Here is a 23,176-nt window from a genome sequence, read left to right as displayed (position 1 = left end):
GGTAGTGCAACTGGTCACGCTCTCCGACGAGCGGACGACGCGCAGGCGTCAGCAGTTCCGGGAGGATGGCGGACATGCGGATCAGACCGGTCGGCAGGCACGCTCTCCTGCTCGACCTCGCCCCTGCGGAGGCCACCGATCCCGCTGGCCCGTCCCGGCGGGAAACCGACGTGGCCGCCGATGTCGAAGCCTGGCGGGCGGAGCTGTGGCGGCGTCGCGAGTTGGGTGAACTGTCCGCCGTCGAGATCGTCCCCGCCGCCGCCACAGTGCTGCTCGACGGCGTGCCCGATCCGCCGGCCACCGCCGCCCGGATCGCCACCTGGACGGCCACCGCACTCCCCGCCGACACCGTCGCCGCCGAGCCCACCGCCACACCCGGCCGCCTCGTCGAGATACCCGTGACCTACAACGGGGACGACCTCCCCCGGGTGGCCGACCGCTGGCGCACCGACGTGCCGGGCGTCGTGCGGCGCCTGCGCCACACCGAGTTCCAGGTCGCGTTCTGCGGCTTCGCGCCCGGCTTCGGGTACCTCACCGGGCTGCCCGCCGAGCTGGCAGTGCCCCGGCTGGCCACGCCCCGTACCCGGGTGCCGGCCGGGTCGGTCGCCCTGGCCGGCCGGTACGCCGGGATCTACCCCACCGCGTCCCCCGGCGGCTGGCTGCTGGTCGGACGGACCGAACTGACCCTGTTCGACACGACGGCTGACCCACCGGCCCTGCTCAGCCCCGGCACCCGGGTCCGGCTGGTGGACCGGTGAGCGGCACCGTCGAGGTGCTCCGGGCCGGAGCGCTTACCACCGTGCAGGACCTCGGCCGACCCGGCTGGGCGCACCTCGGCGTACCCCGTTCCGGTGCACTCGACCCGGCGGCGCTGCGACTGGCCAACCGCCTGGTCGGCAACGTGGAACCCGCGGCCGGCCTGGAGATCACCCTGACCGGCTGCGAGCTGCGCCCCACCCGGGCCACAACCGTCGCAGTGGTGGGCGCCGAGGCCGACGTGCGGATCGGTCACCGCCCCGGCGACACCGGCCGTCCGCTGGCCGTACCGGGCGGGGCGGTGCTCCGCATCGGTCCCGCCCGACGGGGCCTGCGCTGCTGGCTCGCGGTGGCCGGTGGGATAGCCGTCCCACAGGTGCTGGGCAGCCGCTCCACCGACACCCTCGCCGGGATCGGGCCGGCCCCGCTGCGCGACGGCGACCTGCTGCCACTCGGCACCCCCACCGGCCCGCCCGCCCCGGTCGACGTCACAGTGCCCGGGCCGCTCCCGACGGACCTGCGGCTGACCGTGCGGTTGGGCCCCCGGCACGACTGGTTCACCCCGGCGGCAGTGGACCTGTTGCTCGGCACGGCGTACCAGGTGAGTCCGCTGAGCAACCGGGTCGGCGCGCGACTGAGCGGCGCGCCGCTCCCCCGCGCGGTGGCCGGGGAACTGCCGAGCGAGGGACTCGTCCTCGGCGCGGTCCAGGTGCCGGCCGACGGTCAACCACTCGTCTTCCTCGCCGACCATCCCACCACCGGCGGATACCCGGTCATCGCGGTGGTGGACGACGTGACCCCACTCGCGCAGGCCCGTCCAGGCACTACGGTGAGGTTTCATGGACCTCAACGCTGACCTCGGCGAGGGTTTCGGCATCTGGCGTCTCGGCGACGACCAGGCCCTGCTGAACCTGGTCACCTCCGCCAACGTCGCCTGCGGCTTCCACGCCGGGGACCCGGCCACGATGCGCCGGGTCTGCGCCGCCGCCGCGGAGCGGGGAGTCGCCGTTGGAGCCCAGGTCGGATACCGGGACCTCGCCGGCTTCGGCCGACGGCACATCGAGTACGAGTTCGCGGACCTGCGCGACGAGGTGCTCTACCAGCTCGGCGCGCTCAACGCGTTCTGCCGGGCGTACCGCACCCGGGTCCGCTACCTCAAGCCGCACGGAGCGCTCTACCACGCGGCGGCCAGCGAGGAGATGCCGGCAGCGGCCCTGCTGGCCGCGCTCGAGGACTATGACGCGGAGCTGCCGGTCCTCTGCCCACCCGGGTCGGTGCTGGCCCAGCTCGCGCAGGGCGCCGGCATCCGGGTGGTCGCCGAGGGGTTCGCCGACCGGAACTACCTGCCCAACGGGCGTCTGGTACCACGCAGCTCGCCTGACGCCTTGGTCACCGACCCGCAGGAGGTGGCCCGCCGGGCGGTGCGGATGGCCACCGAACGGGTCGTGGTGACAGTCGACGGCACGACGGTCCCGTGCACCGTGGAGTCGGTGTGCCTGCACGGCGACAGCCCCGGCGCGGTGGCCGCCGCGGAACTCGTCCGCGCCGCCCTCGTCGACGCCGGGGTCACCCCCACCCCGTTCAGCTGAACCCGCGACCTCAGCCGGCGTCCATGCCCCGCAGGACCAACGGCAGTCGGCCGGCACCGCCGTCGACCACCCGCACCGGTACGCCCCAGTCCTGCCGGGTCAGGTGGCAGGCCGCGTGTTCCACATCGGCGTCACAGGTCGCTGCCTGCGCGGTCACCTGAAGCACCCCGTCGGGTACCGAAGCGTCGATCACCAGGCGGCGGGTCAGCTCCGTACCGGTGCCCGCACCCTCGACCAGCAGCTCCGGCGGCGACGCCGAGACGACGAGCCGGGTGGACGGTCCGAAGGTGTCGTCCAGCTTCTGCCCGGGGGCCGGGGTGAAGACGACATCCAGCACGACCTCGCCCGAGGCCAGGTCCATCGGCTTGCGCTCGGTACGGTGCCGGGGACCGTCGACGGTTTCCGCACCGGCCGCCGAGAGCGCACCCGGCGCCAGCCGGGTGACCCGGTGCGCCGCCGACTCCACCACCAGCACCGCGCCGTCGGCGGTGAGCACCAGGTCACTCGGCTCGGCCAGACCGGTGGCGACGGTGGCCACTCGATCGCTGGCAGGGTCGTACCGGCGGACCGCGCCGTTGTACGTGTCGGCGATCAGGACCGAGCCGTCGGGCAGGGCGCAGACGCCGAGCGGATGCTGGAGCAGGGCCTGCGCCGCCGGGCCGTCCACGTGGCCGAAGTCGAACAGGCCCTGACCCACTACGGTACCCAGGACGCCGTTCTCGACGTACCGGATGGCGCTGGTCTCGCTGTCGGCGACCCAGAGCCGGCGGCCGTCGGTGGAGACGGCGAGCCCGGACGGCTGGGCCAGCCACGCCTCATCCAGCGGCCCGTCACGCAGCGCCTCCACAGTGGTGCCGGCGTACATGCCGGCGGTGCGCTTGATCGGGTCGAACCACCAGAGCTGGTGGATGCCGGCCATGGCGATGACGACCTTGCCGTCGTACCAGGCGAGGTCCCAGGGCGAGGAGAGGTCGACCGAGAGGGCGTCGTGCGCGTGGTCGTCGACAGTCGACCGCCACTGCCGCCCGGTGCCGGCGACGGTGAGCACCTCGCCGGTGGCCAGCCGTACGCCCCGCAGCAGGTGGTTGACGGTGTCGGCGACCACCAGATCGTAGCCGCAGACCTCGGCCACCTGCTGCGGAAGCAGACACAGCCCCTGCGGCTCGGAGAAGGTCGCGGCCCCGGCGGCGCCGTCGGTCCGGCCCCGCTCGCCGGTGCCGATGGCCCGGACGACTGTCTCCCCGTCGGTGCCCAGCTCGACCAGGCGGTGCCGCGCCGAGTCGGAGACCAGCAGGCCGCCGTCGGGCAGGGCCACCGCCTTACCCGGGAAGCGGAGGGTGGTGTCCGGCTCGGCGGCCGGCACGTACGGACCGTCTCCCCGGTGCAGCGTGCCCTTGGTCTCGTGGGTGGCGATCAGGTCGTCGACGAGCCGGGCCAGCCCGTCGGCATGCCCCTCACCCGCCATGGTGGCCACCACGTACCCCTCCGGGTCGATCACCGCGAGGGTCGGCCAGGCCCGGGCCGCGTACTGCTGCCACATGTCCAGCTCTGGGTCGTCCAGCACCGGGTGGTGTACGCCGTACCGCTCCACGGCGGCGGCCAGCGCGTCCGGGTCCTTCTCGTGCTCGAACTTCGGCGAGTGCACGCCGATCACCACGAGGACATCGGCGTACTTCTGCTCAAGGGGACGCAACTCGTCAAGCACGTGCAGGCAGTTGATGCAGCAGAAGGTCCAGAAGTCCGCTATGACGATCTTGCCCCGCAGGTCGGCGAGGGTCAGCTCTCGCCCGCCGGTGTTCAACCAGGCCCGACCCCGAAGCTCGGGAGCCCGTACGCGTGCGCTCATGACCCCATCGTGCCTTACCGGCAGATGCCAGCCGGCGCGAAGGGGGAGGCCGGGCGGTCGGCCACGGTTTGCGGGATCCTGGCCGTTACCGGGCCCGGGACAGCGCGACATGCCGCAAACCGCGAACGCTGCCGAGCCGGCGGCCTGCCGGGCCGGGAGTTGCCGACTCCTGTTGGAGTCGGACGGGTAGCACGCGGCGGGGCCACGGTTGCCCGTGACCCCGCCGTCGACTGTGCGGCAGATCAGCCGCCGGTCGCCTCCTTGAGGCAGAGCACCGGGTTGGCGGTGGCACCACGGAGATCGACGTGCGGCATGGCCGGGTCGGGGCACTTGTCCTTCGACTCGACCTTGGACACCACGCTGAAGGCTTCCGGCTCGGTGCACTCGGCGGCCACCGCGGTGGTGCCGGAGCGCTTGACGCAGGAACCGACAGGCGGGTCGAAGGCGTTCGCGTCGTCCGACCCACCGATCATGCCGAGGAGCATCAGCAGGCCGAGCGGGATGGCCAGGATCAGCACCGCGGCGACAAGCACCGCGGCGAGTACCCGCCCGTTGCGTACCTTCGGGGTCGGGGTTTCCGGAGCGGGCTCGGCGACCGGCTTGAACGCGTCGAAGCGGCCCTGCTCCGACTCGCCCGACCCACTGCCCGGGCCGGGGCTCCACGGTGGCGCGGACTGCGGTGGCGGGGGGAACGCCGAATTGTGCTCGCTGCCCGGCTCGGAGCGGACGGGAGAACCGTAGGCACCGCCCGGGCGGTCGGACGGCCCGCCGAACGGGTCGCCGCCCGGCCCGCCGAACGGGTCACGCGGCCCACCGCCGAACGGATCGGCGGGGCGTTCCGGTTCGGCGTGCGGTCGTACCCCGTTGACCGGCCGGTTGGTCGGTGGTGCGTCCATGAAGGACGGCATCCCCGGCGGGAAGGCGGGCGGGGCGGCCGGCGAAGCCGGGGCGGCTGGGCCCGCGAAGGCGTTCGGCCCGCCCATCGGCGGGTCGAAGCGGGGCTCCGGGGCCTGCTCGAACCGTTCCGGACCCTGATCGCCGCGTTCCGCAGCCTGGTCGAAGTCGAACCGACCCGGGCTCTGGTCGAAGCGGGGCACCAGCGGCTGCTCGCCGTGCTCCTGGGCCGGCTCCTCGGTGTTCTCGGGCCGGGCCGGTCGGCCGTACACCCGGGGTTGTGGCGTGGGCGAGCCGGCCGGACGAACCGGGTGGTCGGCCGGGGGCATGACCCGACTGGACAGCGGTACGGAGGCGCTCGCCGCGACCCCGCCGCCGGCTGGCGGAGTGACCCGGCCCTCGGCCTCCGGTGAGGTGCGCGGTGCCGGGATGGCCGGTGGCTGCGGATCGTCGTGCCGGGGGTCGGGCTGGCCCCAGGCCATGCCGCCGGCCGGCTGGTCGGCGACCGGGCGACCGGCTGATCCGGCCTGGTCGTCGGTGAACGGCGTGGGGGCGAAGTCGGCGGGGGGTGTGGCGGCCAGGCTGGCGCCCGGCACCCGCTGCTCCTGCGGCGGCAGCGGCACCATGTTGGCCGGGGAGATGCCCGGCGCTGGTGCGGGCTGGTAGGCCGGGGCGTCATCGGACCGAGCCGCGTCGGGCTCCGGGTTGGGCCGAGGTGCGGCCGGTTCCGCCGCTGCCTGGCCCCACGCCTCACCGGCCGCCCACGGCTGGATGTCGGGCGAGGGGGATCGGTCGGCGGCGGTACGCGACGGGAGCGGTTCGGCTGACGGGCTCCAGGACGGCGGCGGTCCGGCCGCCGGATTCCCGCCGGCCCAGCCGGTCGGCTCCTCCCGTGGCGGCGTGGCCCAGTCCGGCTGCCCCGGCCGGTCACCGCCCGCGTGCCAGCCCTCCACGGCCTGCTCGTTGGCCCAGGCACCAGCGGCAGACTCCCGCCGCTGGCCGGTCGCCCAGCCGGGCTGTTCCGGCTGCTCGGTCGGCCATGCCTCGGCACGGGACGACCCGTCGGCAGGCCGCTGCTGGCCGGCGTCGGGGGCCGGTACCTGTGCACTGGCCCGAGCTGCCGGCTCGCGCGCGGGTGGCGGCTGGTCGGTCTGCGCCCAGGCCGGCTGGGCCGGCTCGGGTTGCCCTGCGGTCGAAGCCCAGCCCGGAGCCGGGTCGTCGGTACGGGGTGCCTGGGCCCAGTCCGGCTGCTGACCGGCGGACCATCCACCGGATGCCGCCACGTTCGACTGGGCGGGGGCGGGCTGCCCTCCGGCCCAGTCGGGCTGGCTCGCGGCCGGTTGGTTGGCGGCCCAGTCGGGTTGACTCGTGGCCGGCTGGGCCGGCGTCCAGTCGGCCGGCCGCGCGGTGTCCCCATTGGGTGGATCGGTGGCCCAGGCCGGCCCGGTCTGAGCACCGTTGGCCCAGGCAGGCTGATCCGATGTGGGCGGTCCGGCCGGCGCCCATCCCGGCGCGGGCTGCTGCGGCTGGTCCCCCTGGGACGCCCAGGCCGGCTGGTTACCGGCGGGCTGGTCCCAACTGCCGGGCGTCGCGGCTTCCGCCTGCCGGGTCGCCTGGGCGCTGCCCCACGCGTTGCCCTGCTGGTTCGCCCAGGCTGGCGCGGACGGATCCGGGCGGGCGGGTGGCGGGGGAGCCCAACCGAGGTCAGGGGCGGATGCGCCGTACCCGTTGTCCGGCTGAGCCGGTCGGTCGCCGTACGGCGCCGGTCCGCCGCCGCCCGGCGGCACCTCGTCCGGCTCCTGGCCGGGGCGGTGCGGGCCCTCGGACGTCATGCGTGCGCCTCCTCCATCACATGTCGGCCGCCGTCGCCGATGGTCTCGGCAGGGCAGCCGGCGGTGCCGGCGTACCGGCCGTGCCGGCTCCCCGCACCGTATCCCGGTAGCCGCTGGTGGGCTTCCGGGGAGCTTCAATCGTCACTGTCCGTCGCCGGGCGGTGTCGAGGTGCTTCTATCGCCTCGGCCTGCCTCCGAGCGCGGACGACGACCGAGCCCCACCGTACCGGGCGCTGCGGCGGGGCGGTATCCCGGTGTCAGGGGCCGGTCGTAACGCCGACGACCCGCCCGGGTTGCCCGGGCGGGTCGTCGATCTGGAGGAGGCGGATAACGTCGTGTGGCGTCAGTGCATGTGACGCTGGGCGATGGCGAGGATCTCGTCGCGGACCGCAGGCGAACTGGCGGAGCGCAGTGCCCGCTCGATGGCGCGGGCGCGGCGGCTGGCGTCGCGGCGGTTGCGGATTCGCTCGATCATGCTCATGGTGTCTCTCCTCCTGGGCTATTCGGTTGTCGTCCCGTCGTCCCCTCCATTGAAGCGCAGTGCTGCATGGATTGCCAGCGATTATAAGGTGAGCTGAGCCACCAGCCTAAGAATCTTAGGTAACCGACCCCGTGTGTCGACTCATTCTTCGCCGAACGGCAAACGGCCGGTGTGCCGGGCGTCAACCCTTGGCACACCGGCCGTCGCCGTCGTCGCGGATCAGGTCCAGGCGAGCAACGCCGCCTCCGGGTCGGCGAGGAAGTCGCCGATGTCGCGGAGGAACTTCGACCCCAGCTCACCGTCGATGATCCGGTGGTCGAAGGAGAGACCGAGCGTGGTGACCAGGCGCGGCTTGACCTTGCCCTTGTGGACCCACGGCTGTTCGCGTACCGCACCGAAGGCCAGGATCGCGGACTCACCCGGGGGCAGGATCGGCGTACCGGTGTCCACCCCGAACACCCCGACGTTTGTGATCGTCAGCGTGCCGCCGGACATGTCGGCCGGCGAGGTCCTGCCGGCCTTGGCGGTCTGCACCAGGTCGGTCATCGCGTCGGCCAGCTCGCGCAGGGTCAACCGGCCGGCGTCCTTGATGTTCGGCACGATCAGGCCGCGCTCGGTGGCCGCCGCGATGCCGAGGTTGACGTACTCCTTGACGACGATCTCGTCGCCGGCCCAGCTGGAGTTGACCATCGGGTGTCGCCGGACCGCCAGCAGCACCGCCTTGGCGACCAGCAGCAACGGCGAGACCCGTACGTCGCGCCACTCCCGCCGCTCGCGCAGCCGGTCCAGCGCCTTCATCGCCCGGGTCACGTCCACGGTCAGGAACTCGGTGACGTGCGGGGCGGTGAAGGCCGAGCGGGACATGTTCTCCGCGGTGAGCCTGCGTACCCCCTTGACCGGGATGCGCTGCTCGCGGTCCGCTCCGAAGCTCGCGGCCGAGGTGGCCACTGTGGTGACCGTCAGCGGCTCGGCCGCCGCCGGGGCCGCCGCCGCCCGCTGTACGTCCTCGCGGGTGATCGAGCCCGATGGCCCGGACCCGATGAGTGTGGCCAGGTCGACCCCGAGGTCCTTGGCGAGCTTGCGGACCGGCGGCTTGGCCAGCACCGGTCCGCCGGCCCGCCCGTTGCCGTTCACCGCAGGCGCAGGCGCAGGCGCAGGCGCAGGCGCAGGCGCAGGCGTAGGGGTGACCGGTGCCGCAGCGATCCGTGCTGGCGTCGGCTGGACCGGCGCCGTCGGTACGGCCGTGTTGCCGGCCGGCCCGGTGGCCTTGCGGGGGCGACGCTTGGCCGCCGTGGTGCGCGGCCCGTAACCGACCAGAACGGCGGTACGGCCGCCCGGGGCGGGACCGCCGATGAGGCCGGGCTCGACCGCACCCTCGGCCGGCGCGACCTCGACGGCGGCCAATGACGCCGCCGACGGGGTGGGCAGGTCGGCGGCGGGCGCACCGGTGGTCGACTGCTCGACCGGGCCCGCGCCCGGGTCGGTGTCGATCGCGATGATCGGGGTACCGACCTCGACTGTGGTGCCCTCCGGGTGGAAGATCGCCTGGACCTGGCCGGCCCACTTCGCCGGGATCTCCACGGCCGCCTTGGCCGTCTCCACCTCGACGATCGGCTGGTTCAACTCGATCGTGTCGCCCACCTTGACCAGCCAGGCGAGGATCTCACCCTCGGTCAGGCCCTCGCCCAGGTCGGGCAGGTTGAACTCCTTGATCCGCGACATGCCGCTCACCAGCCGAAGGTGCGGTCGACGGCGTCGAGCACCCGGTCGAGGTCGGGAAGGTACTCCTCCTCCACCCGGGCCGCCGGGTAGGGGGTGTCGAAGCCCGCCACCCGCAGCACCGGCGACTCCAGGGAGTAGAAGCACTCCTCGGTGATCCGGGCGGCGACCTCCGCGCCGAGACCCACGTTCGACGGTGCCTCGTGCACCACGACCGCGCGACCGGTACGGCGCACCGACTCGTACACCACGCCGAGGTCCAGCGGGGAGAGCGTGCGCAGGTCGATGACCTCCAGGTCCCGCCCGTCCTCGGCGGCGGCGGTCGCCGCGTCGAGGCAGGTACGCACCATCGGGCCGTACGCGAGCAGGGTGGCGTCGGTGCCGGCCCGCGCCACCCGGGCCGAGTGCAGCGGGTACGCCCCGGACAGCGGGGCGTCCAGGTCGACGGGCCCCTTCTCCCAGTAACGCCGCTTCGGCTCCAGGAACACGATCGGATCGTCCGAGGCGATGGCCTGCTGGATCATCACGTAGGCGTCCTGCGGGTTGGCGCAGGAGACCACCTTGAGCCCGGCGGTGTGCGCGAAGTACGCCTCGGGCGACTCCGAGTGGTGCTCCACAGCGCCGATGCCGCCGCCGAACGGGATCCGGATCACCATCGGGATGTTGAGCTTGCCCCGCGACCGGTAGTGCATCTTCGCCACCTGCGACACGATCTGGTCGTACGCCGGGTAGACGAAACCGTCGAACTGGATCTCGCAGACCGGCCGGTAGCCCCGGATGGCCAGACCGACAGCGGTGCCGATGATGCCGGACTCGGCGAGCGGGGTGTCGATCACGCGCTGGTCGCCGAAGTCCTTCTGCAACCCGTCGGTGATCCGAAAGACGCCGCCGAGCTTGCCGACGTCCTCGCCCATGATGACGACCTTCGGGTCGTTCTCCAGTGCCTTGCGCAGGCCCACGTTGAGGGCCTTGCCGAGGGTGAGCGTCTCCGTGGCCATCAGTGCGCGCTCCCCTCGAACGACTCGAAGTACCTGCTGAACTGTGCGCGCTGCTCGTCGAGCAGCGGCGACCCGTTGGGGTAGACGTGGTCGAACATGGTGCCCGGCTCCGGGTTCGGCATCGCGAGCACCCGCTCACGCAGGTCGACCGCCTCGCGGCGGGCCTGCTCGTCGACCTCGGTGAAGAAGCCGGCGTCGGCGACCTTCTCCCGGTCCAGGAACGCCTTCATCCGGGCGATCGGGTCCTTGGCCTGCCACGCCTCGACCTCGCTGGCGATCCGGTAGCGGGTCGGGTCGTCGGAGGTGGTGTGCGCGCCCATCCGGTACGTGTACGCCTCGATCAGGCTCGGGCCCTGCCCGTGCCGGGCGTTGTCCAGCGCGTGCCGGGTCACCGCGTACGTGGCAAGCACGTCGTTGCCGTCGACCCGGATGCCCGGGAAGCCGAAGCCGGCCGCCCGCCGGTAGAGCGGGATGCGGGTCTGCCGCTCCAGCGGCTCGGAGATGGCGTACTGGTTGTTCTGGCAGAAGAACACCAACGGGGAGTTGAACACACCGGCCCAGACGAACGCCTCGTTGACGTCACCCTGGCTGGTGGCGCCGTCGCCGAAGTAGGCGATCACCGCCTCGCCGTCGTCGGTGCCGGTCTTGCCGTCCATCGCGACGCCCATGGCGTAACCGGTCGCGTGCAGGGTCTGCGCCCCGATCACGATCGTGTACATGTTGAACTTGAACTCGTTAGGGTCCCAGCCGCCCTGGTCGACCCCGCGGAACAGGCCCAACGGCATGATCGGGTCGATGCCACGGCAGTAGAGCACGCCGTGCTCGCGGTAGGTGGGGAACGCCATGTCCTGCGTACGCAGGGCCCGGCCGGAACCGACCTGCGCCGCCTCCTGGCCGAGCAGGCTCGCCCAGATGCCCAGCTCACCCTGCCGTTGCAGGGCCGTCGCCTCGGCGTCCAGCTTCCGGACCAGCACCAGGTCGCGGTAGAGACCGCGGTACTCCTCGTCGGTGAAGTCGACGCGGTACTCGGTGCCGTCCGGGCCGGTCACGCTCTCGATCCGCTCACCTTCGGGGGTGAGCAGCTGCACCAGCTCCGGATCGCCGGTCGTGGCTTTCCTGGATCGGGGCGCGGCGCGCCGGCCGCGCGTGGGGCCCCCGGGGTCGCCCTTTGCCATCCGTCTCTCCCTGTCGTGTCTGCGTCGGCACCGGGGGGTCACCCGGCCGCGCGACTCGTGCGCCCGATCCCGGCTGGTGCCGGGACCGGTTCCTGGCGACCGCGCCTGACCCCGGTGGGGGTTGCCGCGCGGCCTGAGCCGGATTCATGGCCGAACCCGGTTCGGGAGCGCCGACGCCCAGTCGCGCCTACCGCGTGGGTGCGCGGAGGTCGCGGCTGCGCTGCCGCCGTGGCTCCAGTTTCGCATCAGAGGTGAGGCGTCCCACACCCCGCCCGCCCCGCATCCGCTGGCCGGCCCGCTTCGTTACCCGAAGTGCCGGAGTGTCGGGTCGAACGACGCGCGACCGATCCGGTGGTGGTTCGTCACCATTCGGCCAGATACGCGTGTCGACACGCTGTGCGGGGTTGGCTGACTCAGAGTTACTGGCCCAGGCTGATCGCACGGGCCGGAACCAGCTTCCGCCGGCCCGGCGGGGTTGCCGTCGGGCGACCCTGACCAGGGGCGACGACGAGGAGTGCGTGGTGTCCGAACCAGGTGAAGGTCCCGGGACGCCGATCCTCGGCCGGCACCGGGCGTCCGGCTACCGCCGGGTGGTCGGTGCGCACCGGGCCGCGCCCAACGCCGGGCCCACCCGGGGCTATCTGCTGACCGTGGCGCTGCTCGCCGGCACCGCCTCGATGCCGGTCCTCGCCGCGATCAGCACCGGCTCCGCGACGGTCGGCAGCACCGCGCTGCCGGACGGCGGCACGCCGTTCATCCCGACGCCCTCCATCGGACCGGTGGTGGTCCTGCCGCCACCCACAAGTGCTCCGACGGCCGCCGTCACCGCGGTGCCGTCGGTCGAGCCCGCGGCACCGCCGGTCAGCCCGCTGGTGCCTACGTCACGGTTGGCGACCGCCGGCAAGCCTGTCGAGCATGCGCCGGCCCGCCGCCCCGGCGCACCGGCGACCGTACCGGCTCCCCGGCCGCCCACGAACACGCCGGCCCCGCGCCCGGCACCCACTCCGACCCGTACGCCATCGCCCTCACCGGCCCCGCCGAGCGCTTCGCCCTCCCCGACAGGCGATCCGGACCCACCTACCGCGTCGGCCGATCCGAGTGACCCGGTCGATCCGAGCGCGTCGAGTGATCCGCCGCCGACCTCGGACCCGGGCCCGTCGAGCGATCCCTCCGCTTCCGTCGATCCGAGCGCGTCGAGTGATCCGCCGCCGACCTCGGACCCGAACCCCTCGGGCGAGCCGTCCGCCTCCGCCTCGCCGAGCGCTTCGGCTGGTCCGTCGGTCGACCCGGACGAGCCCACGTCGGACTCCTCGCCGTCAATGGCGTTCACCGAACCGGTGCTGCCCGGCACGGCGGAACGCAAGGGCAGCGCCCGATCCCGGGCCCGGATCCGCCGGCGCGACAGGTGCCGATCCGCCGCCGGGTCGACGGTCCGGTGACGTGCGGCTCAGCCGTCGTCGGCGAGGCGGTGCCGGTTGGCCTCGATCCAGGCGTCCAGGGCCGCCGGGTCGTCCGGGTCGATGCCGTCCGCCATCAACTGGGCCACCGCGGCGGTAGCCGGGCTGCGCCGCTCGCCCGTGGCGTAGAGCCGGACGAACTCCGGCACCATTTCCTCGATCGCGCTGTCCGTCGCGGTGCCGGCCGAGTCAGGCAGCCCACGCCGGCGGGCCGCGTACCCGGCCCAGGCGCGCAGCACCCGGGGCAGCATCGCCGCGTCGTCCATGTCGAGCACGGCCCGGCGGTGCACCCAGTCCAGCAGGAAGAGACCGGCGACTGTCGGACTCCACCGCAGCGGATCGGCGTCGGGGAAGGTGGCCGCGTGATCCAGCAGCAGGCCCAGACAGAAGTGCAGCGAGGCCAGTTCGGCGCCGTCGACGGCGTCCAGTCCAGCCCGCGCGGCGTCCGGTGAGGCCAGGAAGCGGCGGATCTCGGCGGCCCGTGCAGCGTCGGGCAACGGGTCGTCGGCCTGCCGGGGCGGTGGCGCGGTCGCGGCCGGTAGGACCGCCAGGCGGGCCCCGACGAGCGCCCGGTCGGTGGCCAGCGAGGCGGCACCGGGTAGCTGGCCCAGATGGTCGGTGACGGCCAGGTGTCGGCTCACCTGGTCGCGCATCCGGGTCGGGCTCTCCTCCCGGAACCAGGTCAACTCGTCCTCGGCGCACAACTGCCGGACCTGCTCCAGGATCCGGTCCGCCGGACCGCCGACGAAAACGTCCTTGGTGATGCCGATGTTGTGGTCGATCAGGGCCACGAGGGCGTGCTCCGGCCCTCCGCTGGCGTCGTCATAGGCGAAGGTGGCCAGGTAGGAGGTCTGGTCGCCGTACACGTCGCCGTACGCCCAGGTGCCGGTGAGGTGTACCTTGCCGAGTTGCCCGGACCAGGCCGGTGCGGTCGCGCCGGGCCGGACCCGGTCCGCGCCGGCCGCGTCAGGCACCAGGGCGGCGAAGACGGCCCGGACAGTGGTCGCCGCGACCGCCCGCCGTCGCGAGGTGGCGGCGAGGAAGCCGGCCACGAAGTCCCGTACCGCGGCCTCCCGGTCCGTCTCGGCGACCTCGTACACGCTGCCCAGCAGCGCGGCACCGAGCATCTCCGCGTCGAAGGCCGAGTCGAGCTTGGTCACGTCGCGTGCGGCGTGCAGCACCGCGTCGTAAGGGGTCTGTGGCGTGGCCATGACCCGACCCTACGCCGATCGTGCGGCGTCCAGGAACGTTCACAGGCCGGGTCAGCGATGTCGGGCGACCTCAAGGACGGTGCGTGCGTCGGCGTGGGCGGCGATCACGTTACGTACCGGCTCCAGCACATGCTGTTCGCCGACGCTGGCCACGGCCCGGATCAGCCGCGCCTCCGCCCGCTGGCGGGCCCGGCGGGCGGCCCACCTCACCAACGGGCGGGTCAGGGCGGCGACGAGCAGCCCGGCCAGCAGTCCACCGAGCAGCAACAGGGTCGGCACCGGCACCTCACCGACCATCGGATGTCGTAGCTCCGGCAACCCCAGCGCGCGCACCGCGTAACCGAGGGCCAGCCAGGCCAGCCCGGCCACCGCGGCGAGCGTCACCAGCCACTGCACCCCGCCCACCAGCCGCCACCAGGTGCGGGGGCGGCTCATCCCGAGGTCGGTGCCGGCGAGCGCCTCGTCCAGGGCGTCCGGCAGGTCGCCGAGGCGGGACCGGGCCGCCGCGGCCATCGCGTCGGGCCAGGCATTCGGCAGCCCGGCCCCGGCCCGCTCGGCCACCGTCCGCAGGGCCAGCGCCAGCGCGGACTTGTCGGCCGCGCTGGGCTCCGGTACGGAGGTGGCGGCCACCAGGCTCTCCTCCGGATCGCCGCCGATCCGTCGGTCGGGCAGGTGCAGCCGGCGCAGCGGGTCGGCCCGCAGCCGCCGCCAGAGCCGCAGCAACGGCCAGCCGGTGGCCGCTGCGGCGCGATGCCGGTACGCCTGCTCGACGGCCGCCACCACGGTCGGCACTCCGGCTGCCGCGCAGAGGGCGCGGTCCAGCGCGGCGACCGCCGGATCGTCTGCGGCGAGCGCGGTGCGGGGTGAACCGACCATGTCGTCGAGCGCGGCGACGACGGCGTCCACGTCACCGGAGAGACGGCGCAGCGCGGCCTGTCGTTCGGCGACGGTGCGCTCCAACGCGGACCGCAACCGCTCCGGGCCGTCCGGATCGGCGACGCTTGTGGCCAGCAGGGGCACCCCGTCCAGGCCGTCGGCGTCGAGCAGGCGGCGCAGGTCGGCCAGCACCCGGGGTACCTCGGTGGGGGGCAGCCGGTCGGTCTGGTTGAGCACGACCACTGTCACGTCCCGGTGCCTGCGGAACTCGCGGAGGTAGCTGCGGTGCATCACCCGGTCGGCGTACTTCTGCGGGTCGACCACCCACACCACCAGGTCGACGAGGCCGAGCAGGCGGTCCACCTCCAGCCGGTGCGAGTGCTGGACGGAGTCGAAGTCGGGCAGGTCGAGCAGGATCAGCCCGTGCAGCGTCGACTCGTCGTCGCCGTCGAGCAGACTCTCCCGCACGAACCGGTGGCGGGGGAGCACGCCGAGCCAGTCGAGCAGCCGGGTGCCACCGTCGAGCGGGCCCCATACGCAGGCGTGGGTGACACCTGTGGTGGGCCGGCGTACCCCGACGGGTGAGAGATCCATCCGGGCCATCGCATTGAACAGACTCGACTTGCCGCTGCCGGTCGCGCCCGCCAACGCCACAACTGTGTGATCGCGCGACAGCGCCAGCCGGGTGCCGGCCCGTTCGACAAGGGTGCGTGCCGGCACCAGCGGAGTGTCCGGCAGGTGCCCGTCGACGATGCCGAGGAACCGTCGTACCGCCTCCAGCCTGGCGACCAGCTGGTCGGCGTCCACCCGCCCGTCGGCGATCCGCAACGCCTCACGGAGGCGCCCGCCCATGCCTGTCACTGCCGCTCCCCATCGGTCACCGGGGCGTCGCCGCCGGCCGGCTGGACACTGAGCACGGGTGCGGCGTCGGCGAAGCCGCTGCGCAGCCGGGCCGCCTCCACCCGTTCGGCCGCCTGGCGCAGCGCCGTCGCGCTGCGGGCCACCGGTCGGGCCTGCCGGGTCCGCGCGAGATAGCGGGTCGCCTCCTCGTCCAGCAACACGGTCACCCGCTCCAGCAGATCCTCCCGGGCCTTGCGGGCAAGCGTGCGCACTGCCTGATCGCCGAAGATCGCCTGGAGGACCGCCTGTCCGGCGAGGGTGGTGCCGGCTCCGGTGGCGACCTCCAGCCCGGTCGGGATGAAGGCGGTGGAGGCGAAGACCGCGATCATCACGGCCAGCCCTGTGGCGTTCACCGCGTACGCCGCCGTCCGCGCCACGAAGCGTCGGTCGCCACCCTCGGCCCGGACCAGCTCCAGCACGCCGCGCTGCCAGTCCCGGACCAGCCGCTCGGCGCGCTGCGGCAGGTCGGCGGAGTGGTGGGCGAGATCGGGTTCGAGCAGGGCCGCGCCGGCCGGGTGCGCCTTCCATCCGGTGTACGCGTGCTCGGCCGCCTCGGCGGCCACGCCCCGCAGCAGGGTGACGAGTTGCGACTCGATCGCGTCCCGCAGCTCGGCGGCGGGGGCCGGACGGCGGGAGAAGGCGGCCATGACCCGGTCCCGCAGTCGGCCGATCCGCGCCTCGAGGGTGCGGAAGATGTCGCTGGTGCCGATGAACTCCTGCCACCTGGCGAGCACCTCGCCCCGGAGCAGCCGACCGTCACGCAACCCCTGCTCGACGGTCCGGTTCGCGGCCCGGTACGCCGCACGTACCCGGTCGTCCATCGCGTCGGCGGCGGCGACCTGCTCGTCGACGGCGGCGGCCAGGCTCTCGACTGTGGGGTGCAGGAGGGCCAGCGCGCCGCCAAGCGTCTGGCGGACCACCGCCGAGCGGGCGTCCGCGTCGGCGGCGAGCCGGGCGAACCAGTCCGCCAGCGGCGCGGTGCTCCGGCCCGGTAGCAGGCCCTGCCCGTCGACCCAGGTCTCCGGGAGCACGAACAGTGGCGCCGAGTCGAGACCCTGCTCGGCGAGCATCTCGGCGAGGTGGGTGGCCACCTCGTCGGTCGCCTCCGCCGGCACCCGGTTGAGCACCAGGGCGAGCACCGCACCTCTGGACCGCGCGCCGTGCAGCAACTCCCAGGGGACGGCGTCGGCGTAACGGGCGGCGGTTGTGACGAAGAGCCAGAGGTCGGCGGCGGCGAGCAGTTGGTTGGCCAGTGCCCGGTTGGCGTCGACCACCGAGTCGATGTCGGGGGCGTCCAGGAAGGCCAGCCCCGGTGGCAGCGCCGGGGCGGTGACCAGGTGCAGGGTGCGGGGATCGTCGCCGGGCTGGTTGGTGCGGGTCAGGCCGGGCAGCAGCTCCCCACGGCGGAACCAGGCCGAGTCGGCCGGGTTGCAGACCAGCACCGGGGACCGGGTGGTGGGCCGCAGCACCCCGGCAGCGCTGACCCGGGCCTGCACCAGGCTGTTGACCAGTGTCGACTTGCCGGCGCCGGTGGAGCCGCCGACCACCACGAGCAGCGGTGCGTCGAGGCGGGCCAGGCGGGGCAGCAGGTAGTCGTCGAGCTGGTCGGCGAGGGCGGCGACGTTACGCGCGGCCGGCTCGGCCGAGGGCAGGGCCAGTGGGAACCGGGCCTCACCGATCGCGGCACGCAGGCCGGTCAGGGCGTCTGGCAGGGTGTCGTCCCCGGTGGCCGCGGGCCGGTCCTCCCCGGCGCCGGTGGACCCGGTGCGGGCTGCGACGGCGGGCGCGCCGGACAGTGAGGCGGAATCGCCGTGCGTCGTCACCGCTAAAGCGTGCCCGACCGACACAAGGTAAGACAACCGGTCAGTAGGACTGACGAGTTGCGCCGATCCGACTCAACCCTGACTTGACGATTGCCGGAGGCGTGGCACTATTGAGTCAAGTTCACTCAACTTGAGGTGGGGGCGCTGGGGGCGGCAACCGCCGCTCAGCGCGACGGGAGGGCCCGTCACCTGCTCAACGTAACGAAGCGAGGAAGCGAAGATGGCACGTGCGGTCGGTATCGACCTCGGCACGACGAACTCCTGCGTCAGCGTTCTGGAGGGCGGTGAGCCCACCGTCATCGCCAACGCTGAGGGCTCGCGGACGACCCCGTCGATCGTCGCGTTCGCCCGTAACGGCGAGGTGCTCGTCGGTGAGGTCGCCAAGCGCCAGGCGGTGACGAACCCGGACCGGACGATCCGTTCGGTCAAGCGGGAGATCGGCACCAACTGGTCCGTCGACATCGACGGCAAGAAGTACACCCCGCAGGAGATCTCGGCCCGGACGTTGATGAAGCTCAAGCGGGACGCCGAGGCGTACCTGGGCGAGCAGATCACCGACGCGGTGATCACCGTCCCGGCCTACTTCAACGACGGCCAGCGTCAGGCCACCAAGGAGGCCGGTGAGATCGCCGGCTTCAACGTGCTGCGGATCGTGAACGAGCCGACCGCGGCCGCGCTGGCGTACGGGCTCGACAAGGGCTCCAAGGAGCAGACCGTCCTGGTCTTCGACCTTGGCGGCGGCACCTTCGACGTGTCGCTGCTGGAGCTGGCCGAGGGCGTCATCGAGGTCAAGTCGACGAGCGGTGACAACCTGCTCGGCGGCGACGACTGGGACCAGCGGATCATCGACCACCTGGTGAAGACCTTCCGGGGCGAGCACGGCATCGATCTGTCGCAGGACAAGATGGCGATGCAGCGCCTCAAGGAGGCCGCCGAGAAGGCCAAGATCGAGCTGTCCGCCGCCACCACCAGCAACATCAACCTGCCGTACATCACCGCCGGTGCCGCCGGTCCGCTGCACCTGGACGTGACGCTCAGCCGGGCCGAGTTCCAGCGGATGACCCAGGATCTGCTGGACCGCTGCAAGGGCCCGTTCGAGCAGGCCGTGAAGGACGCCGGGATCAAGGTCTCCGACGTCGAGCACGTGATCCTGGTCGGTGGCTCGACCCGGATGCCGGCGGTGACCGACCTGGTCAAGCAGCTCACCGGTCGCGAGCCCAACAAGGGCGTCAACCCGGACGAGGTCGTCGCCGTGGGCGCCGCCCTTCAGGCCGGTGTGCTCAAGGGCGAGGTCAAGGACGTTCTGCTGCTCGACGTGACGCCGCTGAGCCTGGGCATCGAGACCAAGGGCGGCATCTTCACCAAGCTCATCGAGCGCAACACCACGATCCCGACCAAGCGCTCCGAGGTGTTCACCACCGCCGACGACAACCAGCCGTCGGTGCTGATCCAGGTCTTCCAGGGTGAGCGTGAGATCGCCGCGTACAACAAGAAGCTCGGCACCTTCGAGCTGACCGGCCTCCCGCCGGCCCCGCGCGGCGTGCCGCAGATCGAGGTCACCTTCGACATCGACGCGAACGGCATCGTCAACGTCCACGCCAAGGACCTGGGCACCGGCAAGGAACAGAAGATGACCATCACCGGCGGCTCCTCGCTGCCGAAGGACGACATCGAGCGGATGCGCCGGGACGCCGAGGAGCACGCGGAGGAGGACAAGCGCCGCCGCGAGGAGGCCGAGACCCGCAACGTGGCCGAGGCCCTGCAGTGGCAGACCGAGAAGTTCCTCGCCGAGAACGGTGAGAAGCTCCCCGCGGAGAACCGCGAGAAGCTCAACGAGGCCCTCGGTGAGCTGCGCGGCGCTCTCGGTGGCAGCGACATCGAGAAGATCAAGTCGGCGCACGAGCGGCTCGCGCAGGTCTCCCAAGAGGCGGGCTCGCTGCTCTACGCCCAGCAGGCCGAGCAGCCCCAGGAGGGCGGCGAGGCTGGTGCCGGTACGGCAGGTGGTGCCGGCGCGACCGGCGGCGGGCAGACCGGCGGCGCGCGGCCCGGCGCGGATGACGTGGTCGACGCGGAGATCGTGGACGAGGACAAGAAGTGACGGTCCTGGCCACCCGAGCTCACCGGCAGAGGGATGAGGTAGTCGTATGACGGAGAAGCCACGAGCCGCCGACCCGGGTGACACCGGGTCGGTGCCGGGTGGCTCGGCGTCCGAGCCGGCCACCGGCGACGCGCCGCGGGTCGTCATCCGAAACAACCGCAAGATCAGTCAGATCCGCGAGCCCGACGGCACGGCGGCGGACGCCGGTCCGGACGTGCCGGCGGAGGGCCTGGTCGAGGAGGCCGAGGTCGTGGTCGACTCGATCGAGGTCGAGGCGAGCGCGCTCAGCGACGCGTCCACCGAAGGTCCGCCGGTCGTGGACGCGCCGGCCCAGCCGGTCGGCGAGCCGTCCGAGCCGGCTGCCGGCGGGCTGGGTGCCGAGCTGGAGGCACTCCGGGCCGAGCTGGACGAGCGCACCCGCGACGTGCAGCGGGTGTCCGCCGAGTACGCCAACTACCGCAAGCGGGTCGAGCGCGACCGTGGCCTGGTCACCGAGCAGGCGACCGGCTCCGTGCTCGCCGCGCTGCTGCCGATCCTGGACGATCTCGACCGCGCCCGGGAGCACGGTGACCTGGTCGGCCCGTTCGGTTCGGTGGCCGAGCAGCTCGTCACCGCGTTGGGCAAGTTCGGGCTGACCCCGTTCGGCGAGCAGGGCGACCCGTTCGACCCGACGCGGCACGAGGCGGTGGCCCACCAGACCTCGGCCGACGTGACCGAGCCGACCTGCGTGCAGGTGATGCGTCGGGGCTACCAGATCGGTGAGCGACTGCTGCGGCCCGCGATGGTCGCGGTGGCCGATCCGGAATAGTGCGTGACGGTGACCTGGCCGCCCCGCTCGCCGAGACCCGGTGGGCGGGGCGGACCGGGCCCGGAGGTGGGGAGGAGGTGTACGGGTGAGTTCGAAGGACTGGATCGAGAAGGACTACTACGCGGTCCTGGGCGTGGCGAAGACCGCTCCGGCTGATGAGATCAAGAAGGCGTACCGCAAGCTGGCCCGCGAGTCGCACCCGGACCACAATCCCGGCGACGCCAAGGCCGAGGAACGCTTCAAGGCGGTGTCCGAGGCGTACGCGGTGCTCGGCGACGACGCGAAGCGCCGCGAGTACGACGAGATGCGCTCGCTGTTCGGCTCCGGCGCGTTCCGGCGCGGGGCCCGCCAGGCCGGCCAGCCGGGCGGCGTCCCGTTCGACGTCTCCGACCTGTTCGGCGGTGCGCAGTCAGGTGGCGGCCGGTTCGCCGGTGGCAACATCTCCGACCTGTTCAGCTCGATCTTCTCGGGTGGCGGAGGGGCCGGCGGCGCGCCTGGTCCGGCCCGGGGACGCGATGTCGAGACAGAGGTGGCGCTCGACTTCGACGACGCGGTACGCGGCGTGACCCTGCCGCTGACGCTGCGGGCACCGGGTGTCTGCGACACCTGTCACGGCAACGGCGCCAAGCCCGGGACGGCGCCCCGCACCTGCCCGGTCTGCCACGGCGCCGGGGTCACCAACCGGAACCAGGGGGCGTTCAGCTTCTCCGAGCCCTGCCGCAACTGTCAGGGCGTGGGCACGGTGGTCGACGAGAAGTGTCCGGAGTGCCAGGGCACCGGCGGAGTCACCAAGACCCGTACGCTCAACGTCCGCTTCCCCGCCGGGGTGGCCGACGGCCAGCGGATCCGGCTGGCCGGCCGAGGCGAGCCGGGCGAGCGCGGCGGTCCGGCGGGTGATCTGTTCGTGCACGTGAAGGTCCGGCCGGACGAGGTCTTCGGGCGCACCGGCGACGACCTCACCCTGACTGTTCCGATCACGTTCGCGGAAGCCGTCCTCGGCACCGATCTGCGGGTACCGACCCTGGACGGCGCGGTGACCCTGCGGGTGCCGCCTGGTACGCCCAGCGGCCGCATCCTGCGGGCCCGGGGCAAGGGCGTCAGCCGCCGGGACGGACAGAGCGGTGATCTGCTGGTCACTCTCGACGTGGTGGTACCGGCGAGGATCTCGGACGAGGCACGGGCAGCTCTGGAGACGTTCGCCGAGCAGACCTCGCCGGCGGCCCGGGAACATCTCGACGCGCGGGTGCGTCGATTCGGTTGATCGTGTTGCGGTGCGGAGGTGAGCGGGATGGACGGGTTCGTCGGCTCGGATGACCCGGCATACGAGGCCAAGGTGCTGATGATCTCGGTTGCGGCGCGGATGGCGGGCATGCATCCGCAGACGCTGCGCCAGTACGACCGGCTCGGCCTGGTGCAGGCCGGTCGGGCGGCCGGTGGTGGGCGGCGGTACAGCGTCCGGGATGTGGTGCTGCTGCGCGAGGTGCAGCGGCTCAGCCAGGACGACGGCGTGAACCTCGCCGGGATCAAGCGGATCATCGGGCTGGAGCGACTGTTGGAGCAGGCGCAGCAGCGGGTCGCCCAGTTGGAGGCGGAACTCGACGCCGCGTACCGCCGGATGGCCGAGCTGGAGTCGCTGGCCCGCTTTCCCGGCCGTGATCTCGTCCCGACCAGCCAGACCTCGACCGCCCTGGTGGTCTGGCGGCCCCGGCGTAGCCCCGGGCGCTGACGCGCCGCGGTGACATGTGGGTGTGGCCCCGAGAGTTGGGGCCACACCCCTTCCTGCTTCCGGCGTCTGGTCCGCTCGCATTTCGGCAAACCCGAGCGGTGGACGGGTTGTCTCGATTAGCCTTCAGTAATCAGGTCTAAACCATCTCAATCCGGACTCCGATCTGGCGGGGGGAGCCATGACGGAATCGGCGAGAAAGGTGGCCGAGGAGACGGAGCACCGCCTCGACGACCTGGCTGAGAACGTCCGGCAGCGGTTCGACCGGCTCACCAAGGGGCGGTTCTCGGACCAGATCAAGGCCGGTCGGTTCAGCGGCCGGGGCGATCAGGTCGCCACGGACAGCCCACGGGTCGGTCGTGGTGCCGGCCAGGTGCGCAGCGACCAGCACCGTCGCGAGCGGGGCGGGTCGCGCTGACGAGCCGCCGACGTGCGGGCCGGGAGCCACGGGGGGTCCCGGCCCGTTCGGCTGCTCAGAGCCGGCGGTTCTCCCGCACCAGGCCGCCCTCGCACCATTCCCGGTACACGAACAACTCCGGCCGGGTCAGCAGTACCCGACTGTTGTGCGCCCAGGTGCGCATCATCTCGTCACCGTTGCGCTCGGCCTGGTCGACGAGCTTGCGAAAGCGACGCTTCGGGTGGGCCCGGAAGTTCGTCCGGATACCGTCGGCGGCGTAGATGTAGAGGCAGTGCAGCGCGAACCGACGAGCCGGACAACGGGTGTCCATGGCGAGATCGAACAGCGTCGTCACCAGCCGGTCACCGGAGACCAGCAGGTCCCAGTCGGGCGGCATCGACGTCAACGGGACCGAATCCGGGTGATAAGCCCACGCTCGCAACTCCGCCGGGGTCGGGTCGACGGGGTTGGCGAAGCCGTGGAACGCTGACTCCTGCACGCTCACCGGCCAACCTTCCGCTCTCGCCCGCGGGGGCCGTACGCCCACCGCGAACCCTGGCTGCTGGGGCGACACGTTAACGCGGTACCGGTGA

The 23,176-nt window shown here is 72.9% G+C and carries 19 protein-coding genes; 9 read left to right on the top strand and 10 right to left on the bottom strand.

Translation table 11 applies throughout. The features are described from left to right. The first annotated feature begins 74 nt into the window (after positions 1–74). Genes Van01_RS09125 through Van01_RS09115 form a run of 3 tightly spaced genes read left to right on the top strand, consistent with a single transcriptional unit; the run spans position 75 to position 2,345 of the window. Complete coding sequence (locus Van01_RS09125) at positions 75–758, top strand: 5-oxoprolinase subunit B family protein (protein ID WP_204003733.1); 684 nt, start codon at positions 75–77, stop codon at positions 756–758. Beyond that, positions 755–1,612 (top strand): 5-oxoprolinase subunit C family protein, encoded by an 858-nt coding sequence (locus Van01_RS09120; protein WP_204003731.1) that lies wholly within the window; start codon positions 755–757, stop codon positions 1,610–1,612. Before Van01_RS09125 ends, Van01_RS09120 begins: the two co-directional genes overlap by 4 nt. Next, positions 1,596–2,345 carry a LamB/YcsF family protein gene (locus tag Van01_RS09115; protein WP_204003728.1) on the top strand — a complete coding sequence of 250 codons (750 nt, stop codon included), beginning with the start codon at positions 1,596–1,598 and terminating at the stop codon, positions 2,343–2,345. Before Van01_RS09120 ends, Van01_RS09115 begins: the two co-directional genes overlap by 17 nt. Before the next feature lie 10 nt (positions 2,346–2,355). Here the strand turns inward: Van01_RS09115 and Van01_RS09110 are convergent, their stop codons facing one another. From Van01_RS09110 to pdhA, 6 genes are all read right to left on the bottom strand, one after another. Continuing rightward, a complete protein-coding gene (locus Van01_RS09110) occupies positions 2,356–4,191 on the bottom strand; it encodes an NHL domain-containing thioredoxin family protein (protein WP_204003725.1) in 1,836 nt (611 codons plus the stop codon). A gap of 242 nt (positions 4,192–4,433) precedes the next feature. After that, entirely contained in the window at positions 4,434–6,917 is a 2,484-nt protein-coding gene (locus Van01_RS09105) for an LppU/SCO3897 family protein (RefSeq protein WP_204003722.1), read from the bottom strand. A 343-nt stretch (positions 6,918–7,260) separates the two neighbouring features. Beyond that, the gene (locus tag Van01_RS09100; protein WP_165437957.1) at positions 7,261–7,398 is read right to left on the bottom strand and encodes a hypothetical protein; all 138 of its coding nucleotides are present in this window, start codon (positions 7,396–7,398) and stop codon (positions 7,261–7,263) included. A 219-nt stretch (positions 7,399–7,617) separates the two neighbouring features. After that, positions 7,618–9,120 carry a dihydrolipoamide acetyltransferase family protein gene (locus Van01_RS09095; RefSeq protein WP_204004461.1) on the bottom strand — a complete coding sequence of 501 codons (1,503 nt, stop codon included), beginning with the start codon at positions 9,118–9,120 and terminating at the stop codon, positions 7,618–7,620. Positions 9,121–9,125: 5 nt separating this feature from the next. Then, the gene (locus Van01_RS09090; RefSeq protein ID WP_204003719.1) at positions 9,126–10,115 is read right to left on the bottom strand and encodes an alpha-ketoacid dehydrogenase subunit beta; all 990 of its coding nucleotides are present in this window, start codon (positions 10,113–10,115) and stop codon (positions 9,126–9,128) included. Next, on the bottom strand, positions 10,115–11,290 hold the full coding sequence (gene pdhA, locus Van01_RS09085) for a pyruvate dehydrogenase (acetyl-transferring) E1 component subunit alpha (protein ID WP_204003718.1): 1,176 nt from the start codon (positions 11,288–11,290) through the stop codon (positions 10,115–10,117). The genes Van01_RS09090 and pdhA overlap by 1 nt, the downstream gene beginning before the upstream one ends. A gap of 521 nt (positions 11,291–11,811) precedes the next feature. Here pdhA and Van01_RS09080 point away from each other — a divergent pair. Continuing rightward, positions 11,812–12,729 carry a hypothetical protein gene (locus tag Van01_RS09080; RefSeq protein WP_204003717.1) on the top strand — a complete coding sequence of 306 codons (918 nt, stop codon included), beginning with the start codon at positions 11,812–11,814 and terminating at the stop codon, positions 12,727–12,729. An 8-nt stretch (positions 12,730–12,737) separates the two neighbouring features. Here Van01_RS09080 and Van01_RS09075 read toward each other — a convergent pair whose 3' ends face one another. The 3 genes from Van01_RS09075 to Van01_RS09065 are packed head-to-tail and all read right to left on the bottom strand — an operon-like array spanning position 12,738 to position 17,557. Continuing rightward, on the bottom strand, positions 12,738–13,958 hold the full coding sequence (locus Van01_RS09075) for a hypothetical protein (protein ID WP_204003716.1): 1,221 nt from the start codon (positions 13,956–13,958) through the stop codon (positions 12,738–12,740). Between the two features lie 51 nt (positions 13,959–14,009). Continuing rightward, positions 14,010–15,686, bottom strand: a complete 1,677-nt coding sequence (locus Van01_RS09070; protein ID WP_204003715.1) for a GTPase — start codon at positions 15,684–15,686, stop codon at positions 14,010–14,012. A gap of 5 nt (positions 15,687–15,691) precedes the next feature. Further along, complete coding sequence (locus Van01_RS09065; RefSeq protein ID WP_239098956.1) at positions 15,692–17,557, bottom strand: GTPase domain-containing protein; 1,866 nt, start codon at positions 17,555–17,557, stop codon at positions 15,692–15,694. A gap of 220 nt (positions 17,558–17,777) precedes the next feature. On the opposite strand from Van01_RS09065, the gene dnaK reads away from it, so the two are divergent. The 5 genes from dnaK to Van01_RS09040 all read left to right on the top strand — a co-directional run bounded on the left by dnaK (position 17,778) and on the right by Van01_RS09040 (position 22,604). Further along, entirely contained in the window at positions 17,778–19,655 is a 1,878-nt protein-coding gene (gene dnaK / locus Van01_RS09060; protein ID WP_204003708.1) for a molecular chaperone DnaK, read from the top strand. Between the two features lie 46 nt (positions 19,656–19,701). Beyond that, on the top strand, positions 19,702–20,463 hold the full coding sequence (grpE, locus tag Van01_RS09055) for a nucleotide exchange factor GrpE (RefSeq protein ID WP_099848216.1): 762 nt from the start codon (positions 19,702–19,704) through the stop codon (positions 20,461–20,463). Positions 20,464–20,548: 85 nt separating this feature from the next. Next, on the top strand, positions 20,549–21,724 hold the full coding sequence (gene dnaJ / locus Van01_RS09050; protein WP_204003695.1) for a molecular chaperone DnaJ: 1,176 nt from the start codon (positions 20,549–20,551) through the stop codon (positions 21,722–21,724). A gap of 27 nt (positions 21,725–21,751) precedes the next feature. Further along, positions 21,752–22,189 carry a heat shock protein transcriptional repressor HspR gene (locus Van01_RS09045; protein ID WP_099848212.1) on the top strand — a complete coding sequence of 146 codons (438 nt, stop codon included), beginning with the start codon at positions 21,752–21,754 and terminating at the stop codon, positions 22,187–22,189. Between the two features lie 178 nt (positions 22,190–22,367). Then, the gene (locus Van01_RS09040) at positions 22,368–22,604 is read left to right on the top strand and encodes a hypothetical protein (RefSeq protein WP_204003692.1); all 237 of its coding nucleotides are present in this window, start codon (positions 22,368–22,370) and stop codon (positions 22,602–22,604) included. Between the two features lie 55 nt (positions 22,605–22,659). Here the strand turns inward: Van01_RS09040 and Van01_RS09035 are convergent, their stop codons facing one another. Beyond that, positions 22,660–23,088, bottom strand: a complete 429-nt coding sequence (locus Van01_RS09035; protein WP_093403754.1) for a hypothetical protein — start codon at positions 23,086–23,088, stop codon at positions 22,660–22,662. Positions 23,089–23,176 lie beyond the last annotated feature (88 nt).

The organism is Micromonospora andamanensis (assembly GCF_016863495.1).
Lineage (GTDB): Bacteria > Actinomycetota > Actinomycetes > Mycobacteriales > Micromonosporaceae > Micromonospora > Micromonospora andamanensis.
The sequence above is the reverse complement of the archived record's forward strand: the minus strand, read 5'-3'. Positions and strand labels throughout refer to the sequence as shown.